This is a genomic window from Serratia sp. LTN-2, from assembly GCF_059740205.1.
The window spans coordinates 261,875-286,588 of the sequence record NZ_JCAXDO010000006.1 but is presented as its reverse complement, the minus strand read 5'-3'; the positions used below and the strand labels follow the sequence as shown (position 1 = coordinate 286,588).

The 24,714-nt window shown below is 59.5% G+C and carries 23 protein-coding genes and 1 rRNA gene; 3 read left to right on the top strand and 21 right to left on the bottom strand.

Annotated features, from left to right (window positions below):
- The 6 genes from AC6BYQ_RS14840 to AC6BYQ_RS14815 form a co-directional block, all read right to left on the bottom strand.
- Window positions 1-407 (bottom strand): 16S ribosomal RNA (locus AC6BYQ_RS14840); the annotation flags it as partial.
- A 399-nt stretch (window positions 408-806) separates the two neighbouring features.
- Window positions 807-1,340 (bottom strand): menaquinone-dependent protoporphyrinogen IX dehydrogenase, encoded by a 534-nt coding sequence (gene hemG, locus AC6BYQ_RS14835; RefSeq protein ID WP_004934493.1) that lies wholly within the window; start codon window positions 1,338-1,340, stop codon window positions 807-809.
- A gap of 21 nt (window positions 1,341-1,361) precedes the next feature.
- Window positions 1,362-2,813, bottom strand: coding sequence for a Trk system potassium transporter TrkH (gene trkH, locus AC6BYQ_RS14830; protein WP_004934492.1), 1,452 nt, complete (start codon window positions 2,811-2,813; stop codon window positions 1,362-1,364).
- A gap of 35 nt (window positions 2,814-2,848) precedes the next feature.
- Window positions 2,849-3,463: an IMPACT family protein gene (locus AC6BYQ_RS14825; protein WP_063918300.1), complete on the bottom strand. Its 615-nt coding sequence runs from the start codon at window positions 3,461-3,463 to the stop codon at window positions 2,849-2,851.
- Window positions 3,463-4,794, bottom strand: coding sequence for a Xaa-Pro dipeptidase (gene pepQ, locus AC6BYQ_RS14820; protein WP_019455276.1), 1,332 nt, complete (start codon window positions 4,792-4,794; stop codon window positions 3,463-3,465). Before pepQ ends, AC6BYQ_RS14825 begins: the two co-directional genes overlap by 1 nt.
- A gap of 112 nt (window positions 4,795-4,906) precedes the next feature.
- On the bottom strand, window positions 4,907-6,103 hold the full coding sequence (locus AC6BYQ_RS14815) for an MFS transporter (RefSeq protein ID WP_498057098.1): 1,197 nt from the start codon (window positions 6,101-6,103) through the stop codon (window positions 4,907-4,909).
- Between the two features lie 233 nt (window positions 6,104-6,336).
- Here AC6BYQ_RS14815 and fadB point away from each other — a divergent pair, with 233 nt between their 5' ends.
- Window positions 6,337-8,526 (top strand): fatty acid oxidation complex subunit alpha FadB, encoded by a 2,190-nt coding sequence (gene fadB / locus AC6BYQ_RS14810; protein ID WP_154747345.1) that lies wholly within the window; start codon window positions 6,337-6,339, stop codon window positions 8,524-8,526.
- A 10-nt stretch (window positions 8,527-8,536) separates the two neighbouring features.
- Window positions 8,537-9,700 (top strand): acetyl-CoA C-acyltransferase FadA, encoded by a 1,164-nt coding sequence (fadA, locus tag AC6BYQ_RS14805; RefSeq protein ID WP_063918298.1) that lies wholly within the window; start codon window positions 8,537-8,539, stop codon window positions 9,698-9,700.
- Between the two features lie 172 nt (window positions 9,701-9,872).
- Here fadA and fre read toward each other — a convergent pair whose 3' ends face one another.
- From fre to pepE, 3 genes are all read right to left on the bottom strand, one after another.
- Window positions 9,873-10,574 carry an NAD(P)H-flavin reductase gene (gene fre, locus AC6BYQ_RS14800; RefSeq protein ID WP_025160385.1) on the bottom strand — a complete coding sequence of 234 codons (702 nt, stop codon included), beginning with the start codon at window positions 10,572-10,574 and terminating at the stop codon, window positions 9,873-9,875.
- Between the two features lie 50 nt (window positions 10,575-10,624).
- Entirely contained in the window at window positions 10,625-12,145 is a 1,521-nt protein-coding gene (ubiD, locus tag AC6BYQ_RS14795; protein ID WP_043129093.1) for a 4-hydroxy-3-polyprenylbenzoate decarboxylase, read from the bottom strand.
- A gap of 62 nt (window positions 12,146-12,207) precedes the next feature.
- On the bottom strand, window positions 12,208-12,933 hold the full coding sequence (gene pepE, locus AC6BYQ_RS14790) for a dipeptidase PepE (protein WP_498057097.1): 726 nt from the start codon (window positions 12,931-12,933) through the stop codon (window positions 12,208-12,210).
- A gap of 247 nt (window positions 12,934-13,180) precedes the next feature.
- On the opposite strand from pepE, the gene rfaH reads away from it, so the two are divergent.
- On the top strand, window positions 13,181-13,669 hold the full coding sequence (gene rfaH, locus AC6BYQ_RS14785) for a transcription/translation regulatory transformer protein RfaH (protein WP_498057096.1): 489 nt from the start codon (window positions 13,181-13,183) through the stop codon (window positions 13,667-13,669).
- A 42-nt stretch (window positions 13,670-13,711) separates the two neighbouring features.
- Here the strand turns inward: rfaH and hemB are convergent, their stop codons facing one another.
- The 12 genes from hemB to udp all read right to left on the bottom strand — a co-directional run bounded on the left by hemB (window position 13,712) and on the right by udp (window position 24,330).
- Window positions 13,712-14,734 (bottom strand): porphobilinogen synthase, encoded by a 1,023-nt coding sequence (gene hemB, locus AC6BYQ_RS14780; RefSeq protein ID WP_042783470.1) that lies wholly within the window; start codon window positions 14,732-14,734, stop codon window positions 13,712-13,714.
- Between the two features lie 14 nt (window positions 14,735-14,748).
- Complete coding sequence (gene tatD / locus AC6BYQ_RS14775) at window positions 14,749-15,531, bottom strand: 3'-5' ssDNA/RNA exonuclease TatD (protein WP_025160386.1); 783 nt, start codon at window positions 15,529-15,531, stop codon at window positions 14,749-14,751.
- Window positions 15,532-15,584: 53 nt separating this feature from the next.
- On the bottom strand, window positions 15,585-16,355 hold the full coding sequence (gene tatC / locus AC6BYQ_RS14770) for a Sec-independent protein translocase subunit TatC (RefSeq protein WP_019455285.1): 771 nt from the start codon (window positions 16,353-16,355) through the stop codon (window positions 15,585-15,587).
- A gap of 3 nt (window positions 16,356-16,358) precedes the next feature.
- Window positions 16,359-16,928 (bottom strand): Sec-independent protein translocase protein TatB, encoded by a 570-nt coding sequence (gene tatB / locus AC6BYQ_RS14765; RefSeq protein WP_019455286.1) that lies wholly within the window; start codon window positions 16,926-16,928, stop codon window positions 16,359-16,361.
- Window positions 16,929-16,931: 3 nt separating this feature from the next.
- Window positions 16,932-17,195 (bottom strand): Sec-independent protein translocase subunit TatA, encoded by a 264-nt coding sequence (tatA, locus tag AC6BYQ_RS14760; RefSeq protein WP_019455287.1) that lies wholly within the window; start codon window positions 17,193-17,195, stop codon window positions 16,932-16,934.
- Window positions 17,196-17,274: 79 nt separating this feature from the next.
- Window positions 17,275-18,906, bottom strand: coding sequence for a ubiquinone biosynthesis regulatory protein kinase UbiB (ubiB, locus tag AC6BYQ_RS14755; RefSeq protein WP_019455288.1), 1,632 nt, complete (start codon window positions 18,904-18,906; stop codon window positions 17,275-17,277).
- Window positions 18,903-19,511 (bottom strand): ubiquinone biosynthesis protein UbiJ, encoded by a 609-nt coding sequence (ubiJ, locus tag AC6BYQ_RS14750; RefSeq protein ID WP_019455289.1) that lies wholly within the window; start codon window positions 19,509-19,511, stop codon window positions 18,903-18,905. The genes ubiB and ubiJ overlap by 4 nt, the downstream gene beginning before the upstream one ends.
- A 13-nt stretch (window positions 19,512-19,524) precedes the next feature.
- Window positions 19,525-20,280 (bottom strand): bifunctional demethylmenaquinone methyltransferase/2-methoxy-6-polyprenyl-1,4-benzoquinol methylase UbiE, encoded by a 756-nt coding sequence (gene ubiE / locus AC6BYQ_RS14745; RefSeq protein ID WP_004934443.1) that lies wholly within the window; start codon window positions 20,278-20,280, stop codon window positions 19,525-19,527.
- 78 nt (window positions 20,281-20,358) lie between these two features.
- On the bottom strand, window positions 20,359-21,906 hold the full coding sequence (rmuC, locus tag AC6BYQ_RS14740) for a DNA recombination protein RmuC (RefSeq protein ID WP_498057095.1): 1,548 nt from the start codon (window positions 21,904-21,906) through the stop codon (window positions 20,359-20,361).
- 140 nt (window positions 21,907-22,046) lie between these two features.
- Window positions 22,047-22,577: a DedA family protein gene (locus AC6BYQ_RS14735; protein ID WP_019455291.1), complete on the bottom strand. Its 531-nt coding sequence runs from the start codon at window positions 22,575-22,577 to the stop codon at window positions 22,047-22,049.
- Window positions 22,578-22,656: 79 nt separating this feature from the next.
- Entirely contained in the window at window positions 22,657-23,439 is a 783-nt protein-coding gene (locus AC6BYQ_RS14730) for a tyrosine-protein phosphatase (RefSeq protein WP_498057094.1), read from the bottom strand.
- 129 nt (window positions 23,440-23,568) lie between these two features.
- Window positions 23,569-24,330: a uridine phosphorylase gene (gene udp, locus AC6BYQ_RS14725; protein WP_004934432.1), complete on the bottom strand. Its 762-nt coding sequence runs from the start codon at window positions 24,328-24,330 to the stop codon at window positions 23,569-23,571.
- Window positions 24,331-24,714: the final 384 nt, after the last annotated feature.

The following is a 24,714-nucleotide window of genomic DNA, read 5'->3' as shown; positions in this document are numbered from 1 at the left end:
ACACGCGGCATGGCTGCATCAGGCTTGCGCCCATTGTGCAATATTCCCCACTGCTGCCTCCCGTAGGAGTCTGGACCGTGTCTCAGTTCCAGTGTGGCTGGTCATCCTCTCAGACCAGCTAGGGATCGTCGCCTAGGTGAGCCATTACCCCACCTACTAGCTAATCCCATCTGGGCACATCTGATGGCAAGAGGCCCGAAGGTCCCCCTCTTTGGTCTTGCGACGTTATGCGGTATTAGCTACCGTTTCCAGTAGTTATCCCCCTCCATCAGGCAGTTTCCCAGACATTACTCACCCGTCCGCCGCTCGTCACCCAGGGAGCAAGCTCCCCTGTGCTACCGCTCGACTTGCATGTGTTAAGCCTGCCGCCAGCGTTCAATCTGAGCCATGATCAAACTCTTCAATTAAAAGCTTGATTTGCTTCCACTCGAGAAGCGATGCTCAAAGATTTACTGCATGAATTTTACTTCAGTTAGTCACTCTTCAAGACTTGATATTTTTTTGCATCCGAAGATGCTGGATATCGTCTTGTGGAGTGCCCACACAGATTGTCTGATAAATTGTTAAAGAGCAGTGAGTTAGGCGCTTTCGCTTGCTAACTCGAGGTGGCGTATATTACGCTTTTCACCCGGAGAGTCAAGCGTTTATTTCGCTTTTCTCTCGCTGACCCGGCGGCTTGTCAGTCGTTGTTCCCGGTCAGTGGAGGCGCATTATAGGGAGTTCTCGGCGGGCCGCAACCCCTAATTGCAAAAAACTTTTCAAGCGCGGATTTTTTCGGCAAAACGCTGGCCAAACCCGCGTTTTTGTCACTTTTCGTACTGGATCTGGCTAAATTCCTGGGCGAAACGATCGACCTGCTGCCAATCTGTGTACTCCACTTCCTTACTGGTATCCGTTTCACCGCCCGTCATACGCATAATAAATTGAATCATGATGCGGTCGAACCAACGATAGCGCGGATAACGCAATGCGCCGGCAAACACCGCGCACTGTTTTGGCTGCCACGGCGAGGCCAACAGGAACTTGCGGGTATAGGCGTTGGTTTGCGGCGAACGCTTTTCCGGTTTACGCGCGGTCAGGTTCACCGCGAAGAACGCGCTCGGCATCCTATTCAGCTGTTCGGCATGGCGCTTAACGAATTTATCCAGTACCGGGTTAAAGTGCCCGTAGCGGATGGAGGCGCCGATCATCACCTGCTGATACTGGCTAAGGTCGACCTGTTCCGCCTGCAGCAGATCGATCACCTCACAGCGCAGCGTGTCCTGCAACTTGCTTGCTATATAAGAAGCGATAGCACGTGTTTGCCCGTCACGGCTCGAATAAAGTATCAATGCCTTCATGGCGTACTCCTTATATCAGGCTCACTCACGCCAGAAGGTTGGCGTGAACAGCACCAGCAATGTAAACACTTCCAGACGCCCGAACAGCATCGTCACCACCAGGATCCACTTGGCTGCCGCTGGCATCGTGGTGAAGTTATCCGCCACCACGCCCAGGCCGGGGCCAAGGTTATTGAGCGTTGCCGTCACTGCGGCGAACGCGGAAAAGTCGTCGACACCGGTGGCAATGATCGCCAGCATGCTGACGATAAACACCAGCGCGTAGGCGGAGAAGAATCCCCATACCGCTTCCAGAATGCGTTCCGGCAGCGCGCGATTGCCCAATTTGATGGTATAGACCGCGTTGGGGTGCACCAGCCTCTTCAACTCGCGCGAGCCCTGCAGGTATAGCAGCAGAATACGGATCACCTTCAGGCCGCCGCCGGTCGAGCCGGCGCAGCCGCCGATGAACGCCGAACACAGCAACAACATCGGTAAGAACAGCGGCCATTTGGCGATGCTGTCGGTCGTAAAACCGGCCGTGGTCGCCATCGAGACCACCTGGAAAAACGCCTGATTGAGCGTTTCCATACCGCTCTTGTACACGCCATGCCCCCAGAGCACCAACGTACACACCACCACCAGCGTCAGCTGAACGAAGATAAACATGCGGAATTCAGGATCGCGCCCATACACCTTCAGACTGCGGCCACTCAGCAAAGCGAAGTGCAGGCCATAGTTACAGCCGGAAATCAGCAGGAACACGGCGATGATGGTGTTGATGGTCGGACTGGCGTAATAACCGATACTGGCGTCGTGGGTAGAAAAACCGCCGATGGCGATAGTCGAGAAACTGTGGCCGATGGCATCGAACACCGACATCCCGGCACCCCATAGCGCCAGCGCGCAGGCCACGGTCAGCAATACATAGATCAGCCACAGGGTTTTGGCGGTTTCGGCAATGCGCGGACGCATCTTGTTATCTTTCAGCGGCCCAGGCATTTCCGCCCGATACAGCTGCATGCCGCCGACGCCTAGTATCGGCAGTATCGCCACCGCCAACACGATGATCCCCATACCTCCCATCCATTGCAGCATTTGGCGATAAAACAGAATGGCCTTCGGCAGCGAGTCCAATCCCACCAGCGTCGTCGCACCGGTGGTCGTCAATCCCGAGAAGGATTCAAAGAAGGCGTCGGTCAGTGACAAGTTGGGCCGTTCCGAAAACAGGAACGGCAATGCCCCTACGCTGCCCAGCACGGTCCAGAACAATACGACGATCAGGAAGCCTTCGCGCGGCTTCAGCTCGTGTTTCTGTTTGCGGTTCGGCCACCACAGCATCAGGCCGATGGTCAGCGCCACGAAGAAGGTTTGGCTGAACGCGCGCCCCGCCCCATCGCGGTAAATCAATGCCACCAGGCCGGGAATAAACATCGTCCCGGAGAACAGGATGACCAGCAGACCAACGATACGGGTTATGGCGCGAAAATGCATTTCAGCAAGATCCTTAGCAATTCAATTGGGAGGAATTATTGCGAAATGGGGGTTAATTGCAAATTACCGCGACTGAGATCACGCAATTTATTCCCAAACAGATCGACCTCGGTGGCCGGCAACGCCAGATGCAGCACGACGGCGGCGCCGTATTCGCCCTGCAGGATCCGACCTGCGGTTTGCTGCAGCAAGTTCTCCACCAACGCCAACTGCGCATAGTCGCACTGCAAGATATATTCGGCTTCCGGCACCTTTTGTACCAATGCCAACTGCTTCAACGCCTGTTGAACGCCGTTGCCATAGGCTTTCACCAGCCCGCCGGTGCCTAATTTGACGCCGCCGTAGTAACGGACAACCACGGCGGTCACTTCGCCGATACCGCTGCCCATCAGCTGCGCGAGGATCGGTTTGCCGGCGGTGCCCGACGGTTCGCCGTCGTCGGAGAACCCCAACTGCTGCGAGTCATCGGGACTACCGGCGACGAAGGCCCAGCAGTGGTGCCGCGCCGCCGGGTGCTCATCCCGTACCTGCTGAATAAACGCCTTTGCCGCTTCTACCCCGCTGGTCGGCGCCAGCAGGGTGATAAAACGGCTCTTCTTTATCTCTTCGGTAAAGCAGGTTGCTTCCGCCGGTATCGGGTACGGCCGCATCAGGCCAGGTTCAGATCGCGCGTCATGTTCTCGATGCGCTTTTCGTGGATCACGATGTTGTCTTCGATACGGATGCCGCCATACGGCTTCAGCGCATCGATGCGATCCCAGGCGAAGTGCTGCTTGAACTCACCGCTGCGCCACGGCGCCAACAGAGAGTCGATAAAGTACAGACCCGGTTCGATGGTCAACACCATGCCCGGCTGCAACACGCGGGTACACCGCAGGAACGGATACTTGGACGGCGCCGCCAGATGGGTGCCTTGCTCATCCTGCATAAAGCCGGCGGCGTCGTGCACCTGCAGGCCCAGCGGGTGACCCAACCCGTGCGGCAGGAACGGCGTGGTGATGCCCGTTTCAACCATCGCCTCTTCGCTAAGGCCGTTCACCAGCTTGTGATTCTTGAGCAGCTTGGCGATGCGCTGGTGCATCTGCACATGATAGTCGGTATAGCGCACGCCGGTCTTGATGGTGTCGATCAACGCCAGTTGTTCACTATTGAGATCTTTCACCAGGTGGGCGAACTCGCTGCCGCTTTGCGCTGCATAGGTGCGGGTCAGATCGGCGGCGTAGCCGTTATATTCCGCACCGGCGTCGATCAGGAAACTCAGTGACTCGGCCGGCGGCTGGTGATCCAGTTTGGTGTAGTGCAGCACCGAAGCGTGTTCGTTCAGCGCCACGATGTTGTCGTAAGGCACGTCGGTATCGCGGTGGCCGGTCGCCGTCAGGTAGGCCAGGTTGATGTCGAACTCGCTCATGCCGGAGAGGAAGGCCTCATGCGCCGCGCGATGGCCGGTTACCGCCGTCTTCTGCGCTTCGCGCATGCAGGCCAGCTCGTAACCGGTTTTGATCGAACGGTGGAAATCCAGGTAGTTCAACACCGCTTTCGGATTGATGTTCTCAGAAGGGATGCCGAGATCGCGGGCGCGCTGTTGCGCATAACCGATATAGCCGACGCGCTCACGCTGAGGCGGAAGCTGCTGCGCAATAGCGTCAGCGTTGGCCAGCGGCATCAATTCAAGGGATTTGGTCCAGAAACTGTTCGGCAGCGGCTCTACGCTATGCCAATAGTCAACCGGAGAGTAGAACCACAGCTTCGGCTTATTGACGCCGTCGATCCACAACCAGCAGTTCGGCACCGACGTCACCGGCACCCAGGCTTTGAAATGCGCATTCACTTTGAACGGATAGCTATGGTCGTCCAAAAATACCTTTTGCAGTTCCCCGGAGTGAATCAGCAGCGCATCCAACTTGTTGCGCTCAAGCACTTCGCGCGCGCGTTTTTGCAGCTCTGCCAGGTGGTCGTTATACAAAGAAGCCAGCGTTTCCATCACAATACCCTTATGCCTTAGCACGAAAGAAGCCATCTTAACACAGCGCTCCGGCGCACCAACCTCATCGCGTTGGGCATGCGGAGCAGCTCGCAATTCCCTGCAAATGCCGTTACATCCGCAGTTTAACCATCAGCCAGCCGGCCAGACCGAGCAGCGCTATCGCCAGCGCCCACAGGCCATGGTGCTCCAACAACACCGCGCCGGCTGCGGCGACGCCCGCCAGACACTGCTGCAGAAAACCGCACAGCGCCATCGCATAGGCGCCGTACTCTTTGGCGTCGCTGACCGCCATCGCCATGCTGTTGGGAAACAGCACCGCCTGGCCAAAAATAGTCAGGCAATACAGCGCGATGAACACCACCATGCCGGAAAGGCCGGCCAGGACGCCGCTCCACCACAACAGCAGGATCGCTGCCGTCGCCAGAGCCACGATGCCGCTGCCGGTTTGCATCAGCTTTTTCCCGCCGACACGCGCCACCGTGCGGTTCACCGTCAACGCGCCGCTAAAGTAGGCGATGCCGATCACCAATCCCAACGCGCCGAACGCCGTGACGTTGAGACCAAAACCTTGCTGCATGACGAACGGGCTCACCTCCTGCAACGTCACCGTGGTGGCGAAGCCCAGCCCGCCAACGCAGGCCGGCCAAAAGAACCCCGGCCGCCGCAGGATGGCGAAGTAGGTGGCCGCCATCGCCGGACGTGGCCCGCGTGCCCGCCCCGCCTCCAGCGGCAGCGTCGCCATCAGCGCCAGAACGGTCAATCCGGTGGCGCCCATCAAGACGAAGCCCATCTGCCAGTGCGAATATTGGCTGAGTAGGCCGCCGATAAACTGCCCCCCGCCCAGCGCGGTGATGAAAGCGATGGAGAGCACCGACAGACGGCGCGCCAGCTCATCACCGCTCCAGTTATCCCGCACGATGATACGCGCAATGATCGCCGCACCGCCGGCGCCGACGCCCTGCAGAGCGCGCAGGGTCAGCAGCTCGGCACCGTTGCTGCACAGCGCCAACAGCCCGCTGCAGCCAATGAAGAGAAACAGGGAAAGCGTCAGCGGCGCTCGACGGCCAAAGCGATCGGCCGCCGCGCCCCAGAACAGCACCGGCAACGCAGCGCCGATGACGAAAATTGAAATGGACAACTCGGTGGCTCGCCGGCTCATCGTCAACTCCCGCATCACCGTCGGCAGCGAAGGCAGGTACAGGGTCGTCGCCATTTGTGCCATGAACACCAACAGACACGCCAGCGTCATGGTTCTGGCGGGAATGCTCCATAAGCCGCTGCGTTTGACACAAGCCGCCTTATTCATGCGTAACCTCGTCTGAATGATCAATCGCTGCGAGCAAGTGTATGAGGGCCGACCAACTCCAGCAAATGCCGATAGCACATAAAATATAACTTCGTTCTAAATCAAAACACTAACTTGGTGAGATGTGATCCGACCAGCAAATATGCAATCTCTTATTTGCATATTATTAACATAAAAACCACACTCCTCTTCATCTGGTCATACCAGATCATACGCTGATTCAGGAGATAGACATGCTCTACCAAGGCGAAACATTACAACTGCACTGGCTCGATAACGGCATCGCCGAGCTGGTGTTCAATGCACCAGGCTCGGTCAACAAGCTGGATACCCGCACCGTCGCCAGCCTGGGCGAAGCGCTCACCGTGCTGGAAAACCAGCCTGCGCTGAAGGGGCTGCTGCTGCGCTCCACCAAAGCCGCGTTTATCGTCGGCGCCGATATCACCGAATTCCTTTCTCTGTTCGCCGCGCCGGCCGAAAAGCTGCAAGAGTGGCTGGTGTTCGCCAACAACGTCTTTAACCGGCTGGAAGATTTGCCGGTGCCGACCATTTCGGCCATTAACGGCTATGCGCTTGGCGGCGGTTGCGAATGCATTCTGGCGACCGATTTCCGCGTCGCCTCACCGGACGCGCGTATCGGCCTGCCGGAAACCAAATTGGGCATCATGCCGGGCTTCGGCGGTTCCGTCCGCCTGCCGCGCCTGCTGGGTAACGACAGCGCGCTGGAAATCATCGCCGCCGGCAAAGACGTCAGCGCCAAAGACGCGTTGAAAGTCGGCCTGGTCGATGCGGTAGTGGCGCCGGAAAAACTGGCCGAAGCGGCGCTCAAAATGCTGCAACAGGCGATCGACGGCAAACTGGACTGGCGCGCCGCGCGTCAACCGAAGCTGGAGCCGCTGAAGCTCAGCCCGATCGAAGCGGCGATGAGCTTCACCACCGCCAAAGGCATGGTGCTGCAGACCGCCGGCAAACATTACCCGGCGCCGATGACCGCAGTGAAAACCATTGAAGCCGCCGCCAAGCTGGGCCGCGATGAAGCACTGAAACTGGAAACCGCCAGCTTCGTGCCGTTGGCGCGTTCCAACGAAGCGCGCGCGCTGGTCGGCATCTTCCTCAACGACCAGTTCGTGAAGGGCCAGGCGAAAAAGCTGGCCAAGAATGTGGATGCGCCGAAACAGGCGGCGGTGCTGGGCGCCGGTATCATGGGCGGCGGCATCGCCTACCAATCGGCGCTGAAAGGCGTGCCGGTGATCATGAAAGACATCAGCGACAAGTCGCTGGCGCTGGGCATGAGCGAAGCGGCCAAGCTGCTCAACAAGCAGCTGGAGCGCGGCAAGCTGGATGGCCTGAAAATGGCGCAGGTGCTGTCGACCATTCAGCCGACGCTGGACTACGCCGGCATCGAGCGCGCGCAGGTGATCGTCGAAGCGGTGGTGGAGAATCCGAAGGTGAAAGCCGCCGTGCTGTCGGAAGTGGAAGGCCTGATCGGTGAAGACACCGTTCTGGCGTCGAACACCTCGACCATTCCGATTAATCACCTGGCAAAATCGCTGAAGCGCCCGCAAAACTTCTGCGGCATGCACTTCTTTAACCCGGTGCACCGCATGCCGCTGGTCGAGATCATCCGCGGCGAACAGACCAGCGACGACACCATCGCCAAAGTGGTGGCCTACGCCAGCCGCATGGGCAAAACGCCGATCGTGGTGAACGACTGCCCGGGCTTCTTCGTCAACCGCGTGCTGTTCCCGTATTTCGCCGGTTTCAGCCTGCTGCTGCGCGACGGCGCCGACTTCCGTCAGATCGATAAAGTGATGGAGAAACAGTTCGGCTGGCCGATGGGCCCGGCCTACCTGCTCGACGTCGTGGGCATCGATACCGCGCACCACGCGCAGGCGGTGATGGCCGCCGGCTTCCCGGATCGCATGAGCAAAGACTACCGCGACGCCATTGACGTGATGTTCGACAGCCAGCGCTTCGGTCAGAAAAACCAACTGGGCTTCTACCGTTACAGCCAGGACAACAAAGGCAAGCCGCGCAAGGACAACGACGAACAGACCGATGCGCTGCTGGCCGAAGTGAGCCAACCGCGCCAGACCATCAGCGACGAAGAAATCATCGCGCGCATGATGATCCCGATGATCAACGAGGTGGTTCGCTGCCTGGAAGAGAAGATCGTCGCCAGCCCGGCGGAAGCCGATATGGCGCTGGTCTACGGCATCGGCTTCCCTCCGTTCCACGGCGGCGCGTTCCGCTACCTGGATACGCTTGGCACCGCCAACTACGTTGAGCTGGCCCAGCGTTACGCACACCTCGGCGCTCTGTATCAGGTGCCGGCCGGTCTGCGCGCCAAGGCCGAGCGCAATGAAAGCTACTACCCGGTGGCGACACCGCTGTCCGACGTCGCTACCCGCCAACCGGCATGAGGTCATAAAGATGGAAAACGTAGTTATTGTTGATGCCGTACGCACGCCGATGGGCCGCTCCAAGGGTGGCGCCTTCCGCCAGGTACGCGCCGAAGATCTCTCCGCTCACCTGATGCGCGAAGTGCTGAGCCGCAACCCGGCGCTGGACGCCGCCGAGATCGATGACATTTACTGGGGCTGCGTGCAGCAGACGCTGGAGCAAGGCTTCAACATCGCCCGCAACGCCGCGCTGCTGGCCGAGATCCCGCACCGCGTGCCGGCGGTGACCGTCAACCGCCTGTGCGGCTCTTCGATGCAGGCGCTGCATGACGCGGCGCGCGCCATCATGGTGGGCGACGCGCACGTCAGCCTGATCGGCGGCGTGGAACACATGGGCCATGTGCCGATGAACCACGGCGTGGATTTCCATCCGGGCCTGAGCCGCAGCGTGGCCAAAGCCGCCGGGATGATGGGGCTGACCGCCGAAATGCTGGCCAAGATGCACAACATCAGCCGCCAGATGCAGGATGAATTCGCCGCCCGCTCCCACCAGCGCGCGCATGCAGCGACGCTGGCGGGTTACTTTAAAAACGAGATCGTACCGACCAACGGCCACGACGCCGACGGCGTGCTGACCCGTTTCGACTTCGATGAAGTCATTCGCCCGGAAACCACCGTCGAAAGCCTGTCGGCCCTGCGCCCGGCGTTCGATCCGGTCAACGGCACCGTCACCGCCGGCAGTTCTTCCGCCCTGTCGGACGGCGCTTCCGCCATGCTGCTGATGAGCGAATCGCGCGCCAAAGCGCTCGGTTTGAAGGCCCGCGCCCGTATCCGCTCGATGGCGGTCGTCGGCTGCGATCCTTCCATCATGGGCTACGGCCCGGTGCCGGCCAGCAAGCTGGCGCTGAAACGTGCCGGTCTGAGCGTGCAGGACATCGATCTGTTCGAGCTGAACGAAGCGTTCGCCGCCCAGTCGCTGCCGTGCATCAAGGATCTGGGGCTGATGGACAGCCTCGACGACAAGATCAACCTGAACGGCGGCGCCATCGCGCTCGGCCACCCGCTGGGTTGTTCAGGCTCTCGCATCTCGACCACCTTGTTGAACAACATGGAACGTCGCGACGCGCAGTTTGGCCTGGCGACCATGTGCATCGGTCTGGGCCAGGGTATCGCCACCGTCTTTGAACGCGTTTAGCTGTGTCTATCTTGGGATGACCGCGTCACCACTTCAAATCGCGGCATCCCGCCAAGTTTAGTTGCCGTTCTTCCCGCCTGTCAGGGGCGGGTTTTTTATGCCTGAAATTTGCCGACGCCCAAATAAAAACGGGGCGACCCTCGGCCACCCCGTTCACTGTGCATCGCTTCTGTCAGATAAACGAAAACGCGTCGCCGAACATATGCGCTTCCTGCGCGCCGCGCTCGGCGCAGAAACGCTCGCGGGCGATTTTCGCCATCTCGAAACGCCCGGCGATATAGATGTCATGCTCCGCCAGCGTCCCGAAATCCTGCAGCACCGCGCTGAGCACGGTGCCGCTGCGGCCGCGCCATTCGGCATCCGGCTGCTCGACCACCGGGATCACCTTCAGGTTCGGGTGCTGCAACGACAGCGCTTCCAGCTCGCTCAGATCGTACAGGTGCTTCAGCTCACGCCCGCCCCAGTAGATAGAAATGTCGCGATCGGGCTGCTGCTCCAACGCGGTCAGCAGAATTGAACGCGCATAAGAGAAACCGGTGCCACCGGCGATCAGCACCAGCGGACGGCTGCCCTCTTCCCGCAGCCAGGCATCGCCGTGCGGCATGTCGACGGTGATCGCCTGCTCTTTCAGGATGCGATCCATCACCGCCATGGCGTACAAATTCAGTTCCGAAGCGCCGATATGCAGCTCGATATAATCTTGCTGCGTCGGGGTAGATGCCAGCGAGAACGGACGCTTGTCGCGCTCGTCCATCACCACCATCAGATATTGCCCTGCCTTGAAAGAAAACGGCTGTTCAGGCACCAGACGTACCCGATAAACCGTATCGGTAATGGCCTCTACCGAGGTCACTTTACAGCTCAATATTGTCATGCGTTCCCTCTGTCGGGTCATCAATGCAAAGCTGAGAACAGAGCCTGACGTTATAACGTCGGCTCCCTGTCACTGAAGATTGCGAGCTCATCCCAGATTTCGTCGACGCGCGCACGTACCTTTTCATCCATCTGAATCGGACGGCCCCATTCGCGATCGGTTTCACCCGGCCATTTATTGGTGGCGTCCAGCCCCATCTTCGAACCCAGCCCGGAAACCGGCGAGGCGAAGTCCAGATAGTCGATCGGCGTATTCTCCACCAGAACGGTATCCCTTGCCGGATCCATTCGTGTCGTGATCGCCCAAATCACGTCGTTCCAGTCGCGCGCATTGACGTCATCATCACAGACGATAACAAATTTGGTGTACATAAACTGCCGCAGGAACGACCAGACGCCCATCATCACGCGTTTAGCGTGGCCGGCGTACTGTTTTTTCATGGTCACTACCGCCAGGCGATACGAGCATCCCTCCGGCGGCAGATAGAAATCAACGATTTCCGGGAACTGCTTTTGCAGGATCGGCACGAACACTTCGTTCAGCGCCACGCCCAGGATCGCCGGCTCATCCGGCGGCCGGCCGGTGTAGGTCGAGTGATAGATCGCGTTGCGGCGCTGGGTGATGTGGGTGACGGTGAATACCGGGAACTGGTCGATTTCATTGTAGTAGCCGGTGTGATCGCCGTACGGGCCTTCCGGCGCCATTTCACCCGGTTCGATATAGCCTTCCAGCACGATTTCAGCGCTGGCGGGCACTTCCAGATCGTTGGAAAGGCACTTGACCACTTCGGTTTTATTGCCGCGCAGCAGCCCGGCAAAGGCGTATTCAGACAGGGTATCCGGCACCGGCGTGACCGCGCCGAGGATAGTGGCGGGATCGGCGCCCAACGCCACGGCGACCGGGAAACGCTCGCCGGGATGCGCCTGGCACCACTCCTGGTAATCCAGCGCGCCGCCGCGGTGCGACAGCCAGCGCATGATCACTTTATTCTTGCCCAGCACCTGCTGGCGGTAGATGCCGAGGTTTTGCCGTTCCTTGTGCGGGCCGCGGGTCACCGTCAGCCCCCAGGTGATCAGCGGCGCGGCGTCTTCCGGCCAGCAGTGCATCACCGGAATACGGCTGAGATCGACATCATCGCCTTGCCATACCTGCTCCTGACAAGGCGCTGAACCCAGCACCTTGGTCGGCATGTTCAGCACCTGCTTGAACTTCGGCATTTTGTCGAACAGATCGCGGAAACCTTTCGGCGGTTCCGGTTCTTTGAGGAACGCCAGCAGTTTGCCGACTTCGCGCAGCGCGCTGATGTCTTCCTGCCCCATGCCCATCGCCACGCGATTGGCGGTACCGAACAGGTTGCACAGCACCGGCATGTCGTACCCTTTCGGGTTTTCAAACAGCAATGCCGGGCCGCCCGCCCGCAGGGTGCGATCGGCAATCTCCGTCATTTCCAGGTAAGGATCGATCGGCTGGCTGATGCGTTTTAGTTCCCCTCTCTTCTCCAGCAACGAGAGGAAATCGCGTAAGTCACGGTATTTCATGCTGATCATTATAGCGGCCAGTGGGGAGGGCATTATAAGCCCTCTTCACGGTTGTTGCTGCAATTTTGTTAACGCCGCCCGCTGCCGGGCGGCGTTCAGCGGCAGTGGAACGGCACCAGTGAGGCCAATGCGTGCGTATCCTGATATTCGCGCGTCTCTTCGCCGTGGCGGAACACTTTGAAGCCTTGCCCGTTGGCGCTGAAGTAACGCAGCTCGTTGCCTTCAACGTGCAACAGGCTGCCTTCACGCAGCGCCACTACCGATTCGCTCGGGTTGATCGCGCAGAACTCCGCCAGGCGCTCATCACGGGTTTCGCCCATGTGGCCGCTGATATGCGCATCGATGTAATGCGGGTTGATCTGCACCGGGAACAGCCCTAGCGCCGGCAGCACCACGCTGCAGCGCACCGGCATATCGTTGGTGGTGCGAATGCTCGGCGTGGCCACGTTGCAACCGGCACTCCAGCCGACGTAAGGCACTTCGCGTTCGCGCACCGCGCGCTGGATAGGCACAATCAGGCCTTGCTCGTGCAGCATCTGGTTCAGCAACCAGGTATTGCCGCCGCTGACCAAAATGCATTCCGCCTGCGCGATGGCCTCCGCGGGCGAAGCGGCGTGGTGGATGCTGGTGACTTCAATGCCCAACGTTTGCGCCAGCTCCTGCGCACGCCGATCGTAGTCGTAACGGATCAGCGCGTAAGGGATAAAGACGGCGGATTTAATGCCGCGGCGCGCAATCATCGCCAGCAGTTGGCTTTTGGCGTACCCCAGCAGTTCGGCTTCGCCAGACAGCTTGCCGTTGCTCAACAGAAACAGCTCCATTTCTCTCCCCCTCGGTCAAAAACGATGAATAGCGTCACAGCCGGTGGCGCAACGCCTTGCCATACTGTGACGGTAACAAATTTTTCAGCCCTCTGTTATACCAGCACCGTATCGACAAGTGTGTGACCCTTCGCTAATAGCCATAGATTCATAGAGATAGGCGATGTTACATGCTGAAACTTGCATCACTATGTATCCGGAATAGCTTTTGATATGCTTACCGGCTGGCAGAAAGGCATGTGAAATTATGGAATCCTGGTATCTACTTTATTGCAAACGCGGTCAGCTGTTGCGGGCGCAGGAACATCTGGAACGGCAGCAGGTAAACTGCCTCAGCCCGATCATCACGCTGGAAAAAATCGTGCGTGGCAAACGCATTGCGGTCAGCGAACCCCTGTTTCCCAACTATCTGTTTGTGGAGTTCGACCCGGAGCGCATTCACACCACCACCATCAGCGCCACCCGCGGCGTCAGCCACTTCGTGCGTTTCGGCACGCTGCCGAGCGTCATCCCGAGCAAGGTGATCGATGAGCTGCGCACCCACGCCAGCGAAGCCTATGTCGATCCGGAAACCCCGCAGCCTGGGGATACCGTCCTGATCGTCGACGGCGTGTTCGAAGGATTGCAGGCGATCTACACCGAGCCAGACGGCGAGGCGCGCTCCATGCTGCTGCTGAACCTGATCAACAAACAGGTCAGTCAAAGCATCGACAATCGGCAATTCCAGAAAATGTAATGTAAAAAGGCGCCCTCAGGCGCCTTTTTTACGGTTTCGCGCTTAGCGGCGCAGCGCTTCTTCATGCAGCCACTGGGCGACACGCTTGGCGAAGTAAGTCAGCACGCCGTCGGCACCGGCGCGTTTGAAGCACATCAACGACTCCATCACCGCCGGCTGCTCCTGCAGCCAGCCGTTCTGAATCGCCGCCATGTGCATGGCGTACTCACCGGACACCTGATAAGCGAAGGTCGGCACGCCGAAGGTATCCTTCACGCGGCGCACCACGTCCAGGTACGGCATGCCCGGCTTCACCATCACCATGTCCGCACCTTCCTGCAGATCCTGTGCAATCTCCTGCAGCGCTTCGTCGCTGTTGGCCGGATCCATCTGATAGGTCTTCTTGTTGCCGCCCTTCAGATTGCCGCTGGAGCCCAGCGCATCGCGGAACGGGCCGTAGTAGCAGGAAGCGTACTTGGCGGAGTAGGCCATGATCTGAGTGTTCACCAGGCCCTGCAGCTCCAGACGATCGCGGATCGCTCCGATGCGGCCGTCCATCATGTCGCTCGGCGCCACGATTTCCGCGCCCGCTTCGGCATGGGACAGCGCCTGACGCACCAGAATGTCTTTGGTCACGTCGTTAATTACGTAGCCCTGTTCATCGATCACCCCGTCCTGCCCGTGCGTTGTGTAAGGATCGAGCGCTACGTCGGTCAGAATGCCCAGCTCAGGCACCGCGTCTTTCAGCGCGCGCACCGTGCGCTGCACCAGCCCTTCCGGGTTATAGGCTTCTTCTGCATGCAGCGATTTCAGGCCCGGTTCGATCACCGGGAACAGGGAGATCACCGGCACGCCGAGTTTGGCGATGGTTTCCGCTTCCTTGACCAGCAGATCGATCGTCATGCGCGATACGCCCGGCATCGAGGCCACTTCTTCCTGGCGGTTGCTGCCTTCCATAACAAACACCGGATAGATCAGGTCGTTGACCGTCAGTTGGTTCTCGGCCACCAGGCGGCGGCTGAAGTCATGACGGCGCACGCGGCGCATACGGCGACCAGGGAAGGTGCCCGGAAATGCATAGCTCATAGTTTTCTCCTAGCTCAAACCAGCCGGAATAGCCGGCGGGCGTTCTCATCGGTTTTTTGCCCCAGCCATTGCGGCTCTTCCTGCCGCCAGATGGCGACCTGATGCACGATGTGGGGCAGGAAACAGGGTTCGTTGCGGCGAGATGCGGGTTTAGGCAGTAAATCCCGGGGCAACAGATAAGGGGCGTCCGTTTCCAGCAGCAGACGCTCGGCCGGGATCTGCGGCAACAGGGCGCGCAATTCCAGGCCGCGCCGCTCGTCGCAGACCCAACCGGTAATCCCGATCGACAGGCCCAACGACAGGCAGCTTGCTAATTCTTCGGCGGTGCCGGTGAAGCAGTGCACCACGGCCGCGGGCAGTTTATCCAACCACGGCGTCAGTAGCTCGGCAAAACGTGCGTGTGCGTCGCGGCAATGCAGAAAAACCGGCAGCGCCAACTCCGCCGCCAGCGCCAGCTGCGCAGTGAACGCCGCTTCCTGCTGCTCAGGCGTCGAGAAATTGCGGTTGAAATCCAGACCGCATTCGCCGACCGCCACCACTTCGGGGCGGGCGGCCAGGGCATAAATCTGCTCGGCGGTTTGTTCATTCCAACTGCTGGCGTAGTGCGGATGCACGCCGGCGGTAGACCAACAATAGCCCGGATGTTGTTGCGCCAGTTCGGCGGCTTCGCGGCTCTCCGGCAGATCGGTGCCGGTAATCAACATCCCGGTCACCCCTGCGGCGCGGGCACGCTCCACCACCACCTGACGGTCTTTGGCGAATTGGCTGCTGGTGAGATTAACGCCGATATCAAACATGGTTTTTTCCAAAGCAAAAGCCGCCCAATGGGCGGCTTAGCAATCAATGTGGTTCAGGGGGCTGGGGGTTCGTCGCCCTCGTCTTCTTCTTCCGCCTGCGGACGACGTTTGCCGGTATAGAAGCGGGCGAAGAACACCCCGACTTCAAACAGCAGATACATCGGTATCGCCAACAGGGTTTGCGAGAACACGTCCGGCGGCGTCAACAACATGCCGACCACAAACGCGCCGACCAGCACATACGGCCGTTTCTTCTTCAGGTCGTCCGGCGAAGTGACGCCACTCCAGCACAGCAGAATAATAGCGACCGGCACTTCGAAGGCGACGCCAAACGCCATAAACAGCGCCATGACGAAGTCGAGGTAGTTTTTGATGTCGGTAGCAATGGTCACCCCCATCGGCGCGGTCTTGGCGAAGAAGCCGAAGGCCAGCGGGAACACGATGAAGTAGGCGAAGGCCATACCGAGGTAAAACAGCAGGCTGCTGGACACCAGCAGCGGCATCATCAGGCGGCGTTCGTGCTTGTACAGCGCCGGCGCGATGAATGCCCATACCTGATACAGGATCATCGGCGCAGAGACGAACACCGAGACGATCATGGTCAGCTTGATCGGAGTAAAGAACGGTGACGCCACGTCGGTGGCGATCATGCTCGCCCCGGCCGGCAGCTGCTTGAGCAGCGGCGCGGAAACCAGCTGGTAGATGTCATTGGCGAAAAACACCAGCACCACGAACACCGCCAGCACGCAAATAATCGAGTTCAACAGCCGCTTGCGCAGCTCTATCAGATGACTGATAAGGGGTTGGGTATCTTCAACAGCCATGTATTAACGATCGCCACTAGGTTGGTGAGACGCTGGGGTTTTATCCGCAACAGGTTCGACAGAGGCAGGCGCCGTTTCCACCGGCGCTTTAGCGGGTTGCGCCGCCACTGGCGGTGCCGGTGACACGGGCGCGACGGCTTCAGGCTCCGCTGGCGGTTTTGGCGCAGCGGCGGGCGCGCTGGCGCGGGTTGCCGCTTCAGCCGGCGTCACGCCGTCATGCAAGGCTTCCGGATCGGTGACCTGCGGATTATGAATGGTATTCGCCAGCTCTTCTTTCTCGCCCCGGTAGGTGCGTTTCAAAGATTCCGCCGCGTCTTTCAGCTCATCCATCGACGCCTTCAGCTCCGGCGTCAGGTTCTGCAGGCCGGCCTGTTCCGCTTTTTTCAGACTGTCCTGCAGCTCCTGCAGCTTCAGCTCTTGAGACAGTTCGTGCTGCACCGAGGCCGCCAGCGAGCGCAGCGCGCGGATCCAGCCCGACACCGTTCTGACCGCGACCGGCAACCGTTCCGGCCCCAGAACAACCAGGCCGATCACCAGCACCAACAGCAGCTCACTAAACCCAATGTCAAACACGGTTTATACCTGCTCTTTGTTCTTCGACTCTTCCGGTTTCACTTCCGGCTGCTTTTCGGTAATAGGCTTGGCCGAGAAGTCAGCGTCATCCAGGCTGCTTTTTTCAGCCGTGTTGGTAGTCGACGGCGTATCGTCGCCGATCGCCTTCTTGAAGCCCTTGATCGAGGCGCCGAGATCGGAGCCCAGCGTGCGCAGTTTTTTGGTACCGAACAGCAGCACCACGATCACTGCGATGATCAACAATTGCGTAATACTAATACCGCCCATTTTAATTACCTCTAATTTAAAGGGTCTTTTAAAGCCAGCCCGCATTATAGGGCCGACTTTACCAGAGTAACGAATTAGATCAGGTGGTTCGCTTCCAGCCAATCACCCAGCATACGATGCCGGCGGCCATCATCCAGGCGGGAAACACCTCGATTTGCCCCAGCAGCAACAGCGTGCCGCTTACCAACAGTGTAGCGCCAACGCCGAACAAATAACGTGACTGCCCCTGACGAACCCGCTGAGCCTGCATCTGATTAGTCAGCTTATCAACGCTTTGTTGCAACAGTTTATGTTGCTGCAGGCTGTCGTAAAACAGCTCGGGCAGTTCAGGCAGCTTCTCCGCCCAGAACGGCGCTTTCTCTTTCAGCGCGCGCACCACCGCCGGAATGCCGACCTGATCGCGCAGCCAGCTCTCGAGGAACGGCTTGGCGGTGGTCCACAGATCCAGCTGCGGATAGAGCTGGCGCCCCAGACCTTCAACATACAGCAAGGTCTTCTGCAATAACACCAGCTGCGGCTGCACTTCCATATTGAAGCGGCGCGCGGTGTTGAACAGGTTCAGCAGCACGTTGCCGAAGGAAATCTCCGCCAGCGGCTTCTCGAAAATCGGTTCGCACACCGTGCGGATGGCGAATTCGAAGTCTTCCACATTGGTGTCGCGCGGCACCCACCCGGAATCGACGTGCAGTTCCGCCACCTTACGGTAATCGCGGTTGAAGAAGGCGATGAAGTTTTCCGCCAGGTAACGTTTGTCATCCTTGTTCAGCGAACCGACGATGCCGCAGTCGATGCCGATGTAGCAGGGATCTTCCGGATGTTCATAGCTGACGAAAATATTACCGGGATGCATGTCCGCATGGAAGAAGCTGTCGCGGAATACCTGGGTAAAGAACACCTGGACGCCGCGTTCCGCCAACAGTTTCATGTTGGTGCCCTGTTGCTCCAGCGTGGCGATGTCCGAAACCGGAATGCCATAGATGCGTTCCATCACCAATACGCTTTCGCGGCAGTAGTCGGAATAGACCTCCGGCACATACAGCATCGGGCTGCCGTCGAAATTGCGGCGCAGCTGAATGGCGTTGGCCGCTTCGCGCAGCAGGTTCAATTCGTCCAGCAGCGTTTTCTCGTACTCGCGCACCACTTCGCGCGGACGCAGGCGGCGGCCGTCCGGCAGCAGCTTCGGCACCCAGCCGGCCAACCGGTACATCAGCCGCACGTCGGCCTTGATAACCGGCCCGATATCCGGCCGGATCACCTTCAGCACCACTTCCTGACCGGTGGTTTTCAGCCGCGCGGTGTGCACCTGCGCTATCGAAGCAGAAGCCAGCGGCTGCTGTTCGAAGTCGTCGAACCAGGTTTCCAGCGGGCCGCCCATCGCCAACTCGATATGCTTGCGCGCCAACGCACCGTCGAAAGGCGCCACCCGATCCTGCAGCAGCGTCAGCTGATCGGCAATCTGCGGTGGAAACAGATCGCGGCGGGTCGACATCATCTGGCCGAACTTGATCCAGACCGGCCCTAACTCCTGCAGCGCCAGCCGCAGGCGTTCGCCCAGCGGTTTGTCCTTGTGCCGATTCGGCATCCAGAACAGCAGCCGGCGGCCGAAGCGCAGCGGCAGCGTCAAACGCATTTTAGGGATCAGCTCATCCAGCCCATAGCTGAGAAAAACGCGGACGATAAAATACAAACGACGCAGTTCGCCTGGGGTCATCGCTTGCCCTCCAACTTGTCCATACGGGCAATCAGCGCTTCCGCGCTGCGGGCGAGCGCGTCGACTTCTTCATGGAACCACACCACTTCCAGCGGCCCCGGCGCCAGACGCCACTCTTCGGTCAGCGCCTCCGCCATGTCTTGTTGCCGACGCATCAATCCGGTCTTGAGTAACGAGGCACCTTTTCCCAGCGCCTGCGTGATGCCCTGAGCGGCGATATCGCCGATGTAGGGCGCCAGCCACTCCGCCGGATCCCACTCCGCCAGATCGAGCAGGCCAACCAGCTGTTGCACCACCTGAATATCGCCTTCCACCGTCAATTCACCGCTGCGCATCAGCACCGGCAACTGCTGGCGATCGCGCAGCTTCAGCAAGGAGGGAATGCGGCTGCGCACCGTGCAATCAGCGCTGTCTTCAGACTGCCCCAGCACATCCACGCGCAGTTCGCTGAACACCAGCACCAGCGGCGAAGCCAACTCTTCCAGTTCAATGCGCAGCACCTTGCCCGCCAAACGTTGGCGGGCGGCTTTCATGCTGCGATCGCGAAACAGCAGATTATTCAGCGAGGTTTCCAGCGCACCGGTCAGCAGAGGGGTAAACAGCATCGGCATCTCCCTCTCAGAACTTGAAGCCGCGATGCAGGGCGACAATCCCACCGGTCAGGTTGAAATAGGTGACGTTTTCAAAACCGGCGTTGCCCATCATGCCCTTCAGGGTTTCCTGATCGGGGTGCATGCGGATCGATTCCGCCAGGTAACGGTAACTGTCCGGATCTTTCACCACCAGCTCGCCGATCTTCGGCAGCACGTGGAAGGAGTAAGCGTCGTAGGCTTTGCTCAGCGGCGCCAGCAGCGGCTTGGAGAACTCCAGCACCAGCAGGCGGCCGCCCGGCTTCAGCACGCGGAACATCGAACGCAGCGCTTTGTCTTTGTCGGTGACGTTGCGCAGGCCAAAGGAGATAGTGATGCAATCGAAGTAGTTGTCCGGGAACGGCAACGCTTCCGCATTGGCCTGGACGTAGTTGATGTTGCCGACAATGCCGCGATCGCGCAGCTTCTCGCGCCCCATTTTCAACATCGAATCGTTGATGTCCGCCAGCACCACCTGCCCCTGCTCGCCCACCATGCGGGAGAACTTGGCGGCCAGGTCGCCGGTGCCGCCGGCCAGATCCAGTACGCGCTGCCCACGGCGCACGCCGCTGCAGTCAATGGTGAAACGCTTCCAGATACGGTGAATGCCGAACGACATCAGGTCGTTCATCACGTCATACTTTGCCGCTACCGAATGAAAAACGTCCGCCACCATGGCCTGTTTTTCGTCTCTAGCGACGGTGCGAAAACCGAAATCGGTGGTTTCCTGCGATTGATCTGCCATTGTCCTGCCTGCTATTCAGTCAATTTTGTGTGGATGAGTGTACCAGAAGCCCGGGGAATACCCCACCTCACCACGGCCTCAGCCGTGCGAAACGAAGCCCGGTTCCCCGGCGGTATCATCATCGTCGTTCATCTGCGGCAGCGCGGCGACATCGTCGTCGTTCGCCTCTTCCGCTTCATCGTGTTGCGCGCCGGCTTGCTGCGCCAGCAGCGGGTTGATCGGCCGTTTGACCTCAACCCCCAACGCGCGAAAACCTTCAATTTGGCCAATAAGATTACCACGGCCTTCGCTCAGTTTGTTCATCGCCTGACGATAACTGCCTTGAGCCTTGTCCAGACTCTGCCCCAGCGCGGACATATCGTCCACGAACAGCCGCATCTTGTCATACAGTTTCGCCGCGCGATCGGCGATGCGTTGGGCGTTATGGCTCTGATGTTCATAGCGCCACAGATTGGTGATGGTGCGCAGCGCCACCAGCAACGTGGTCGGGCTGACCAGCATGATGTTGTGCTTGAGCGCTTCGCTGATCAGCTCCGGCTCGCGATCGATAGCCAGCAGGAAGGCGGGTTCGACCGGAATGAACATCAACACATAATCCAGCGAGCGCAGCCCCGGCAATTGCTGGTAGTCCTTGCGGCCCAGCATGCGGATGTGGCCACGCAGCGAAGCGATATGTTCGCTCAGCGCCGCTTCGCGCTCCACTTCGTCTTCACCGTTGAAATAACGTTCGTAGGCGATCAGCGACATCTTGGCGTCGATCACTACATCCTTGCCCTGCGGCAGACGCACGATAACATCGGGCTGCATGCGGCTCTGGTGATCCACCCGCACGTTGACCTGCGTTTCATATTCGTGCCCTTCGCGCAGGCCTGAGGCCTCCAGCACCCGGCTCAATACCACCTCGCCCCAGTTGCCCTGCGTCTTGTTGTCGCCTTTCAGCGCCTTGGTGAGGTTGATGGCCTCGCGCGCCATCTGCGCGTTCAGCTGCTGCAGATTGCGTATCTCGTGCGTCAGCGTGTGGCGCTCCCGCGCCTCCTGGCCAAAGCTGTCTTGCACCTGACGGCGGAAACCGTCCAGCTGTTCGCGCAGCGGCAACAGTAAACGATCCAGACTTTGCTTATTTTGCTCGTCAACCTTGCGGCCGCTGTGTTCAAAAATGCGGTTGGCGAGATTTTCAAACTGGGTGGTGAGCCGCTGTTCGCTGTTGATAAGCAGGCGTTGCTTCTCTTCCGCCGCCATGCGCGTCTCTTCCAGACGGATGGTGACTTCGCGCAGTTCGGCTTCTTGCGCGCTATTGACCTCGCGCTGGGCACGCAGCTCCTGATTGAGCAGTTCGCATTCGTTGCGCCAATGGTTGAGCTGTTGCAGCTTCTCATGCCCGGCCGCCAGTTGGCTGTGCAGATTGCGCAGCTCCAGCTCGCTCTGGCGCAGCTGTTGCTCGTGGCGCTGCAACGTTTCCTGCCGCGCCGCCGTTTCCTGCTGCGCCTGCTGCAACGCTTGCTCCAGCAACCGCAGCTCGGTTTCATGTTGCGCATGCGTCTGCTGCACCCGCAGACTGGCGATCAGCCACCCCAACAGCATGCCGATCGCTACGCCGCCAATCCCATAAATCAGACTGGTATCCACCCTGCCTCCTGTTGCACCTTGCCGTTGCGGCGTTTTGCACGCCCATTGCCCGTCACGTTAAGGGGAGGCTGTATGGATGTCCAGCCTGATTTTGCCAGCCACGCACAATATTGCGCAGCGCTGCGCAATTTAGCGAGAAATCAACCCAGCCACTGGCTGAGCCACTTGATGCCGAATGCCCCCGGCGCCAGAATACCGAACGCCCAGATCATCGCCGACGTGACGTTGGCCAGTTGGAAGTAGCGCTGCGGCATGCCGCAAATGCCGCCCACCAGCGGCACCACGGCGCGCAGCGGGCCGAAGAAGCGGCCGATGAAAATGCCCAGCACGCCCCAGCGTTCAAAGAACGCGTGCCCGCGCGCCAGCAACTGCGGATTGCGCGACAGCGGCCACATATGGGCCACGCGATCCTGATAGTGGTAGCCGATCCAGTAAGAGAGCCAGTCGCCGAAAAATGCCCCGACGGCGGCGGCGGCCCAAATCGGCCAAAAGGCGATGCCGCTTTCGCCGATCAGCGCGCCCAGCGCCAGCAGGATCACCGTGGCCGGCAACAGCAGCGACAAAAACGCCAACGACTCGCCGAACGCCAGGAAAAAGATGATGGGAATGGCCCAGCCTTCGTGCTGACGCACGACGTCGCTGACCCAGTTGATAACGTCATTGAGGCTCAATGCGGGGCTCCTGATACGCGATAATTCACCGCTTAGGATAGGCCGGGGCGAGTTAAACCCCGGTTAAACACGCGGCGATTTACTCGAGGTAGAACGCCTGCAGCACTTCGCGCTGTGCCGCGCCCAGACCATATTCCGCCTCCAGCCAGCGGTCGGTGGAGCCGTATTGCTGACGGATGCAGCCCAGCGCGGTCATCAGGAACTCCTCACGCGCGCTGAGCACGTAGGCGAATTGCTCCAGCGCCGCCGCATTCAGCTTGATAGACAGCTGATCCAGCATCTGCTCGCGGAAAGCGGCCAGCGTGGTTTCGGTCAGCAGATAGTCTTCCAGCACGGTCGCCTCGTCGGCCCCCAGCGCGAACAGCACCAGCGCCGAGCCGACCCCGGTGCGATCCTTGCCGACCGCGCAATGCTGCACGATGGCGCCGCCGCCAGGATTGCTCAGCAGCTGCGCCAGCCGCTGATAGGCTGCATTGCCGAACGGCAGGCGACGATACAGTTCCAGCATGAACGCGCGGGCGTCGAAAGCGGCCAGCGTTTCGTTGGTGAGCTTCTCCAGGTTGGCGTTGACTTCGCTGCTCAGCGGGTTGGCCGGCACGTGATGATAGTCGGCACCATTCCACAGAATATCCGGCTTGGCCTGCACTTCGTCGGCATCGCGATAGTCCAGCACCGAACGCACCGGCACACCGGCGAGAAAGGCGCAGTCGTTTTCCGTCAGCCGCTCGAGGGAACCGGAGCGAAACAGCAGGCCGCGCTTGATGCGGCGCCCATCGGCCACGCCGTTGCCGCCGAAGTCACGGAAATTGATGCCACCGTCGAGCGGCGCAAGCGAAGGATGAAGCAGGATCTGGGCGGTCATAAACGTCCTCGTTGTTGTTGTTCTGACAACGCGCGGCGGCCATCGGCGCAGCGCTGAGGAGTATCACCGTAACAGATTAGTCGCGAATGGAAAAACGAGCCGCGTCGGCGGCCCGTTCAGGGAAGGTGATTACAGCAGGCGACGAGCGGCGTCCACCACGATCTGCACCGCTTTGCTTTCGGTGTTTTTCATGGTCTCGGCGTTCGGGATCTCTTGCTGGGTGCGGTTGACGATCACCCCAGCCACCATGCCGGCGCGCAGGCCCTGGCTGGCGCACATGGTCAGCAGCGTGGCGGATTCCATTTCATAGTTCATCACGCCCATCGCCTGCCACTCTTCCATCGAGCCTTTGAAACGGCTGACCACGCGGCCGGAGTAGGTATCGTAACGTTCCTGGCCCGGGTAGAAAGTATCGGAAGAGGCGGTTACGCCAATGTGGGTGGTCGCGCCGCTGGCTTTGGCCGCTTCCACCAGCGCGGTGGTGCAGGCGAAGTCCGCGACCGCCGGGAACTCCATCGGCGCAAAGTGTAGGCTGGCGCCGTCGAGGCGTACCGCCGCCGTGGTGACCAGCACGTCACCGACGTTGATGTTCGCCTGAATGGCGCCGGTGGTGCCGATGCGCAGGAAGGTGCGGATGCCCAGCTGCGCCAGCTCTTCCACCGCGATAGAGGTAGACGGGCCGCCGATGCCGGTGGAGCAGACGATCACCGCCTTGCCGTCCAGCTCCGCGCGCCAGGTGGTGAATTCACGATGGGAGGCCAGATGCACCGGATTTTCCATCAGCTTGGCAATCTTCTCTACGCGCTGCGGATCGCCCGGCACGATGGCAAGCTGGGCCCCTTGTAAATCGTTCTTGGTGAGGCCGAGATGAAAAACGTCAGACTGAGACATACGAGACTCCTCATGGATCATGTTTATTGGGAGGAACAAAAAAGCACTCTACTGAAAATCGTCGCCTATTTTCGTGACGACAGTCACTATGAAAAGAGAAACAAATTACATGCTACATATTTTTTGTGATTTTTATCACAAAATAACGAGACAGCGCCGCCAGCACTCTCTTGCTGAACCTCAGTCTAGCCGACAAAGCTTGCCACCTCTCCCCGTTGGTTGCCGGTTGAAACTATTTAGCTCAACAACCAGAAATAACCCTATCTTATCGGCTGCTTAGGGACAAAAAAGCCATCTAACGCACCTTATGGCAATTACGTGGGCCAAAACCCGCAATAACATGATAAAAAGCGCCTAAAAATGCCGTAAAGCCAGATAATTAGC

What these genes read in the sequence shown, in the direction of transcription:
- AC6BYQ_RS14825 (WP_063918300.1), bottom strand. Translation starts at nt 3,463, where the DNA reads ATGCGGCCGTACCCGATACCGGCGGAAGCAACCTGCTTTACCGAAGAG.
- trkH (WP_004934492.1), bottom strand. Translation starts at nt 2,813, where the DNA reads ATGCATTTTCGCGCCATAACCCGTATCGTTGGTCTGCTGGTCATCCTG.
- fadA (WP_063918298.1), top strand. Translation starts at nt 8,537, where the DNA reads ATGGAAAACGTAGTTATTGTTGATGCCGTACGCACGCCGATGGGCCGC.
- pepE (WP_498057097.1), bottom strand. Translation starts at nt 12,933, where the DNA reads ATGGAGCTGTTTCTGTTGAGCAACGGCAAGCTGTCTGGCGAAGCCGAA.
- hemB (WP_042783470.1), bottom strand. Translation starts at nt 14,734, where the DNA reads ATGAGCTATGCATTTCCGGGCACCTTCCCTGGTCGCCGTATGCGCCGC.
- tatA (WP_019455287.1), bottom strand. Translation starts at nt 17,195, where the DNA reads ATGGGCGGTATTAGTATTACGCAATTGTTGATCATCGCAGTGATCGTG.
- tatC (WP_019455285.1), bottom strand. Translation starts at nt 16,355, where the DNA reads ATGGCTGTTGAAGATACCCAACCCCTTATCAGTCATCTGATAGAGCTG.
- ubiJ (WP_019455289.1), bottom strand. Translation starts at nt 19,511, where the DNA reads ATGCTGTTTACCCCTCTGCTGACCGGTGCGCTGGAAACCTCGCTGAAT.
- AC6BYQ_RS14815 (WP_498057098.1), bottom strand. Translation starts at nt 6,103, where the DNA reads ATGAATAAGGCGGCTTGTGTCAAACGCAGCGGCTTATGGAGCATTCCC.
- tatD (WP_025160386.1), bottom strand. Translation starts at nt 15,531, where the DNA reads ATGTTTGATATCGGCGTTAATCTCACCAGCAGCCAATTCGCCAAAGAC.
- AC6BYQ_RS14730 (WP_498057094.1), bottom strand. Translation starts at nt 23,439, where the DNA reads ATGACCGCCCAGATCCTGCTTCATCCTTCGCTTGCGCCGCTCGACGGT.
- pepQ (WP_019455276.1), bottom strand. Translation starts at nt 4,794, where the DNA reads ATGGAAACGCTGGCTTCTTTGTATAACGACCACCTGGCAGAGCTGCAA.
- ubiD (WP_043129093.1), bottom strand. Translation starts at nt 12,145, where the DNA reads ATGCCCTCCCCACTGGCCGCTATAATGATCAGCATGAAATACCGTGAC.
- hemG (WP_004934493.1), bottom strand. Translation starts at nt 1,340, where the DNA reads ATGAAGGCATTGATACTTTATTCGAGCCGTGACGGGCAAACACGTGCT.
- fre (WP_025160385.1), bottom strand. Translation starts at nt 10,574, where the DNA reads ATGACAATATTGAGCTGTAAAGTGACCTCGGTAGAGGCCATTACCGAT.
- udp (WP_004934432.1), bottom strand. Translation starts at nt 24,330, where the DNA reads ATGTCTCAGTCTGACGTTTTTCATCTCGGCCTCACCAAGAACGATTTA.
- ubiB (WP_019455288.1), bottom strand. Translation starts at nt 18,906, where the DNA reads ATGACCCCAGGCGAACTGCGTCGTTTGTATTTTATCGTCCGCGTTTTT.
- fadB (WP_154747345.1), top strand. Translation starts at nt 6,337, where the DNA reads ATGCTCTACCAAGGCGAAACATTACAACTGCACTGGCTCGATAACGGC.
- ubiE (WP_004934443.1), bottom strand. Translation starts at nt 20,280, where the DNA reads ATGGCAGATCAATCGCAGGAAACCACCGATTTCGGTTTTCGCACCGTC.
- rfaH (WP_498057096.1), top strand. Translation starts at nt 13,181, where the DNA reads ATGGAATCCTGGTATCTACTTTATTGCAAACGCGGTCAGCTGTTGCGG.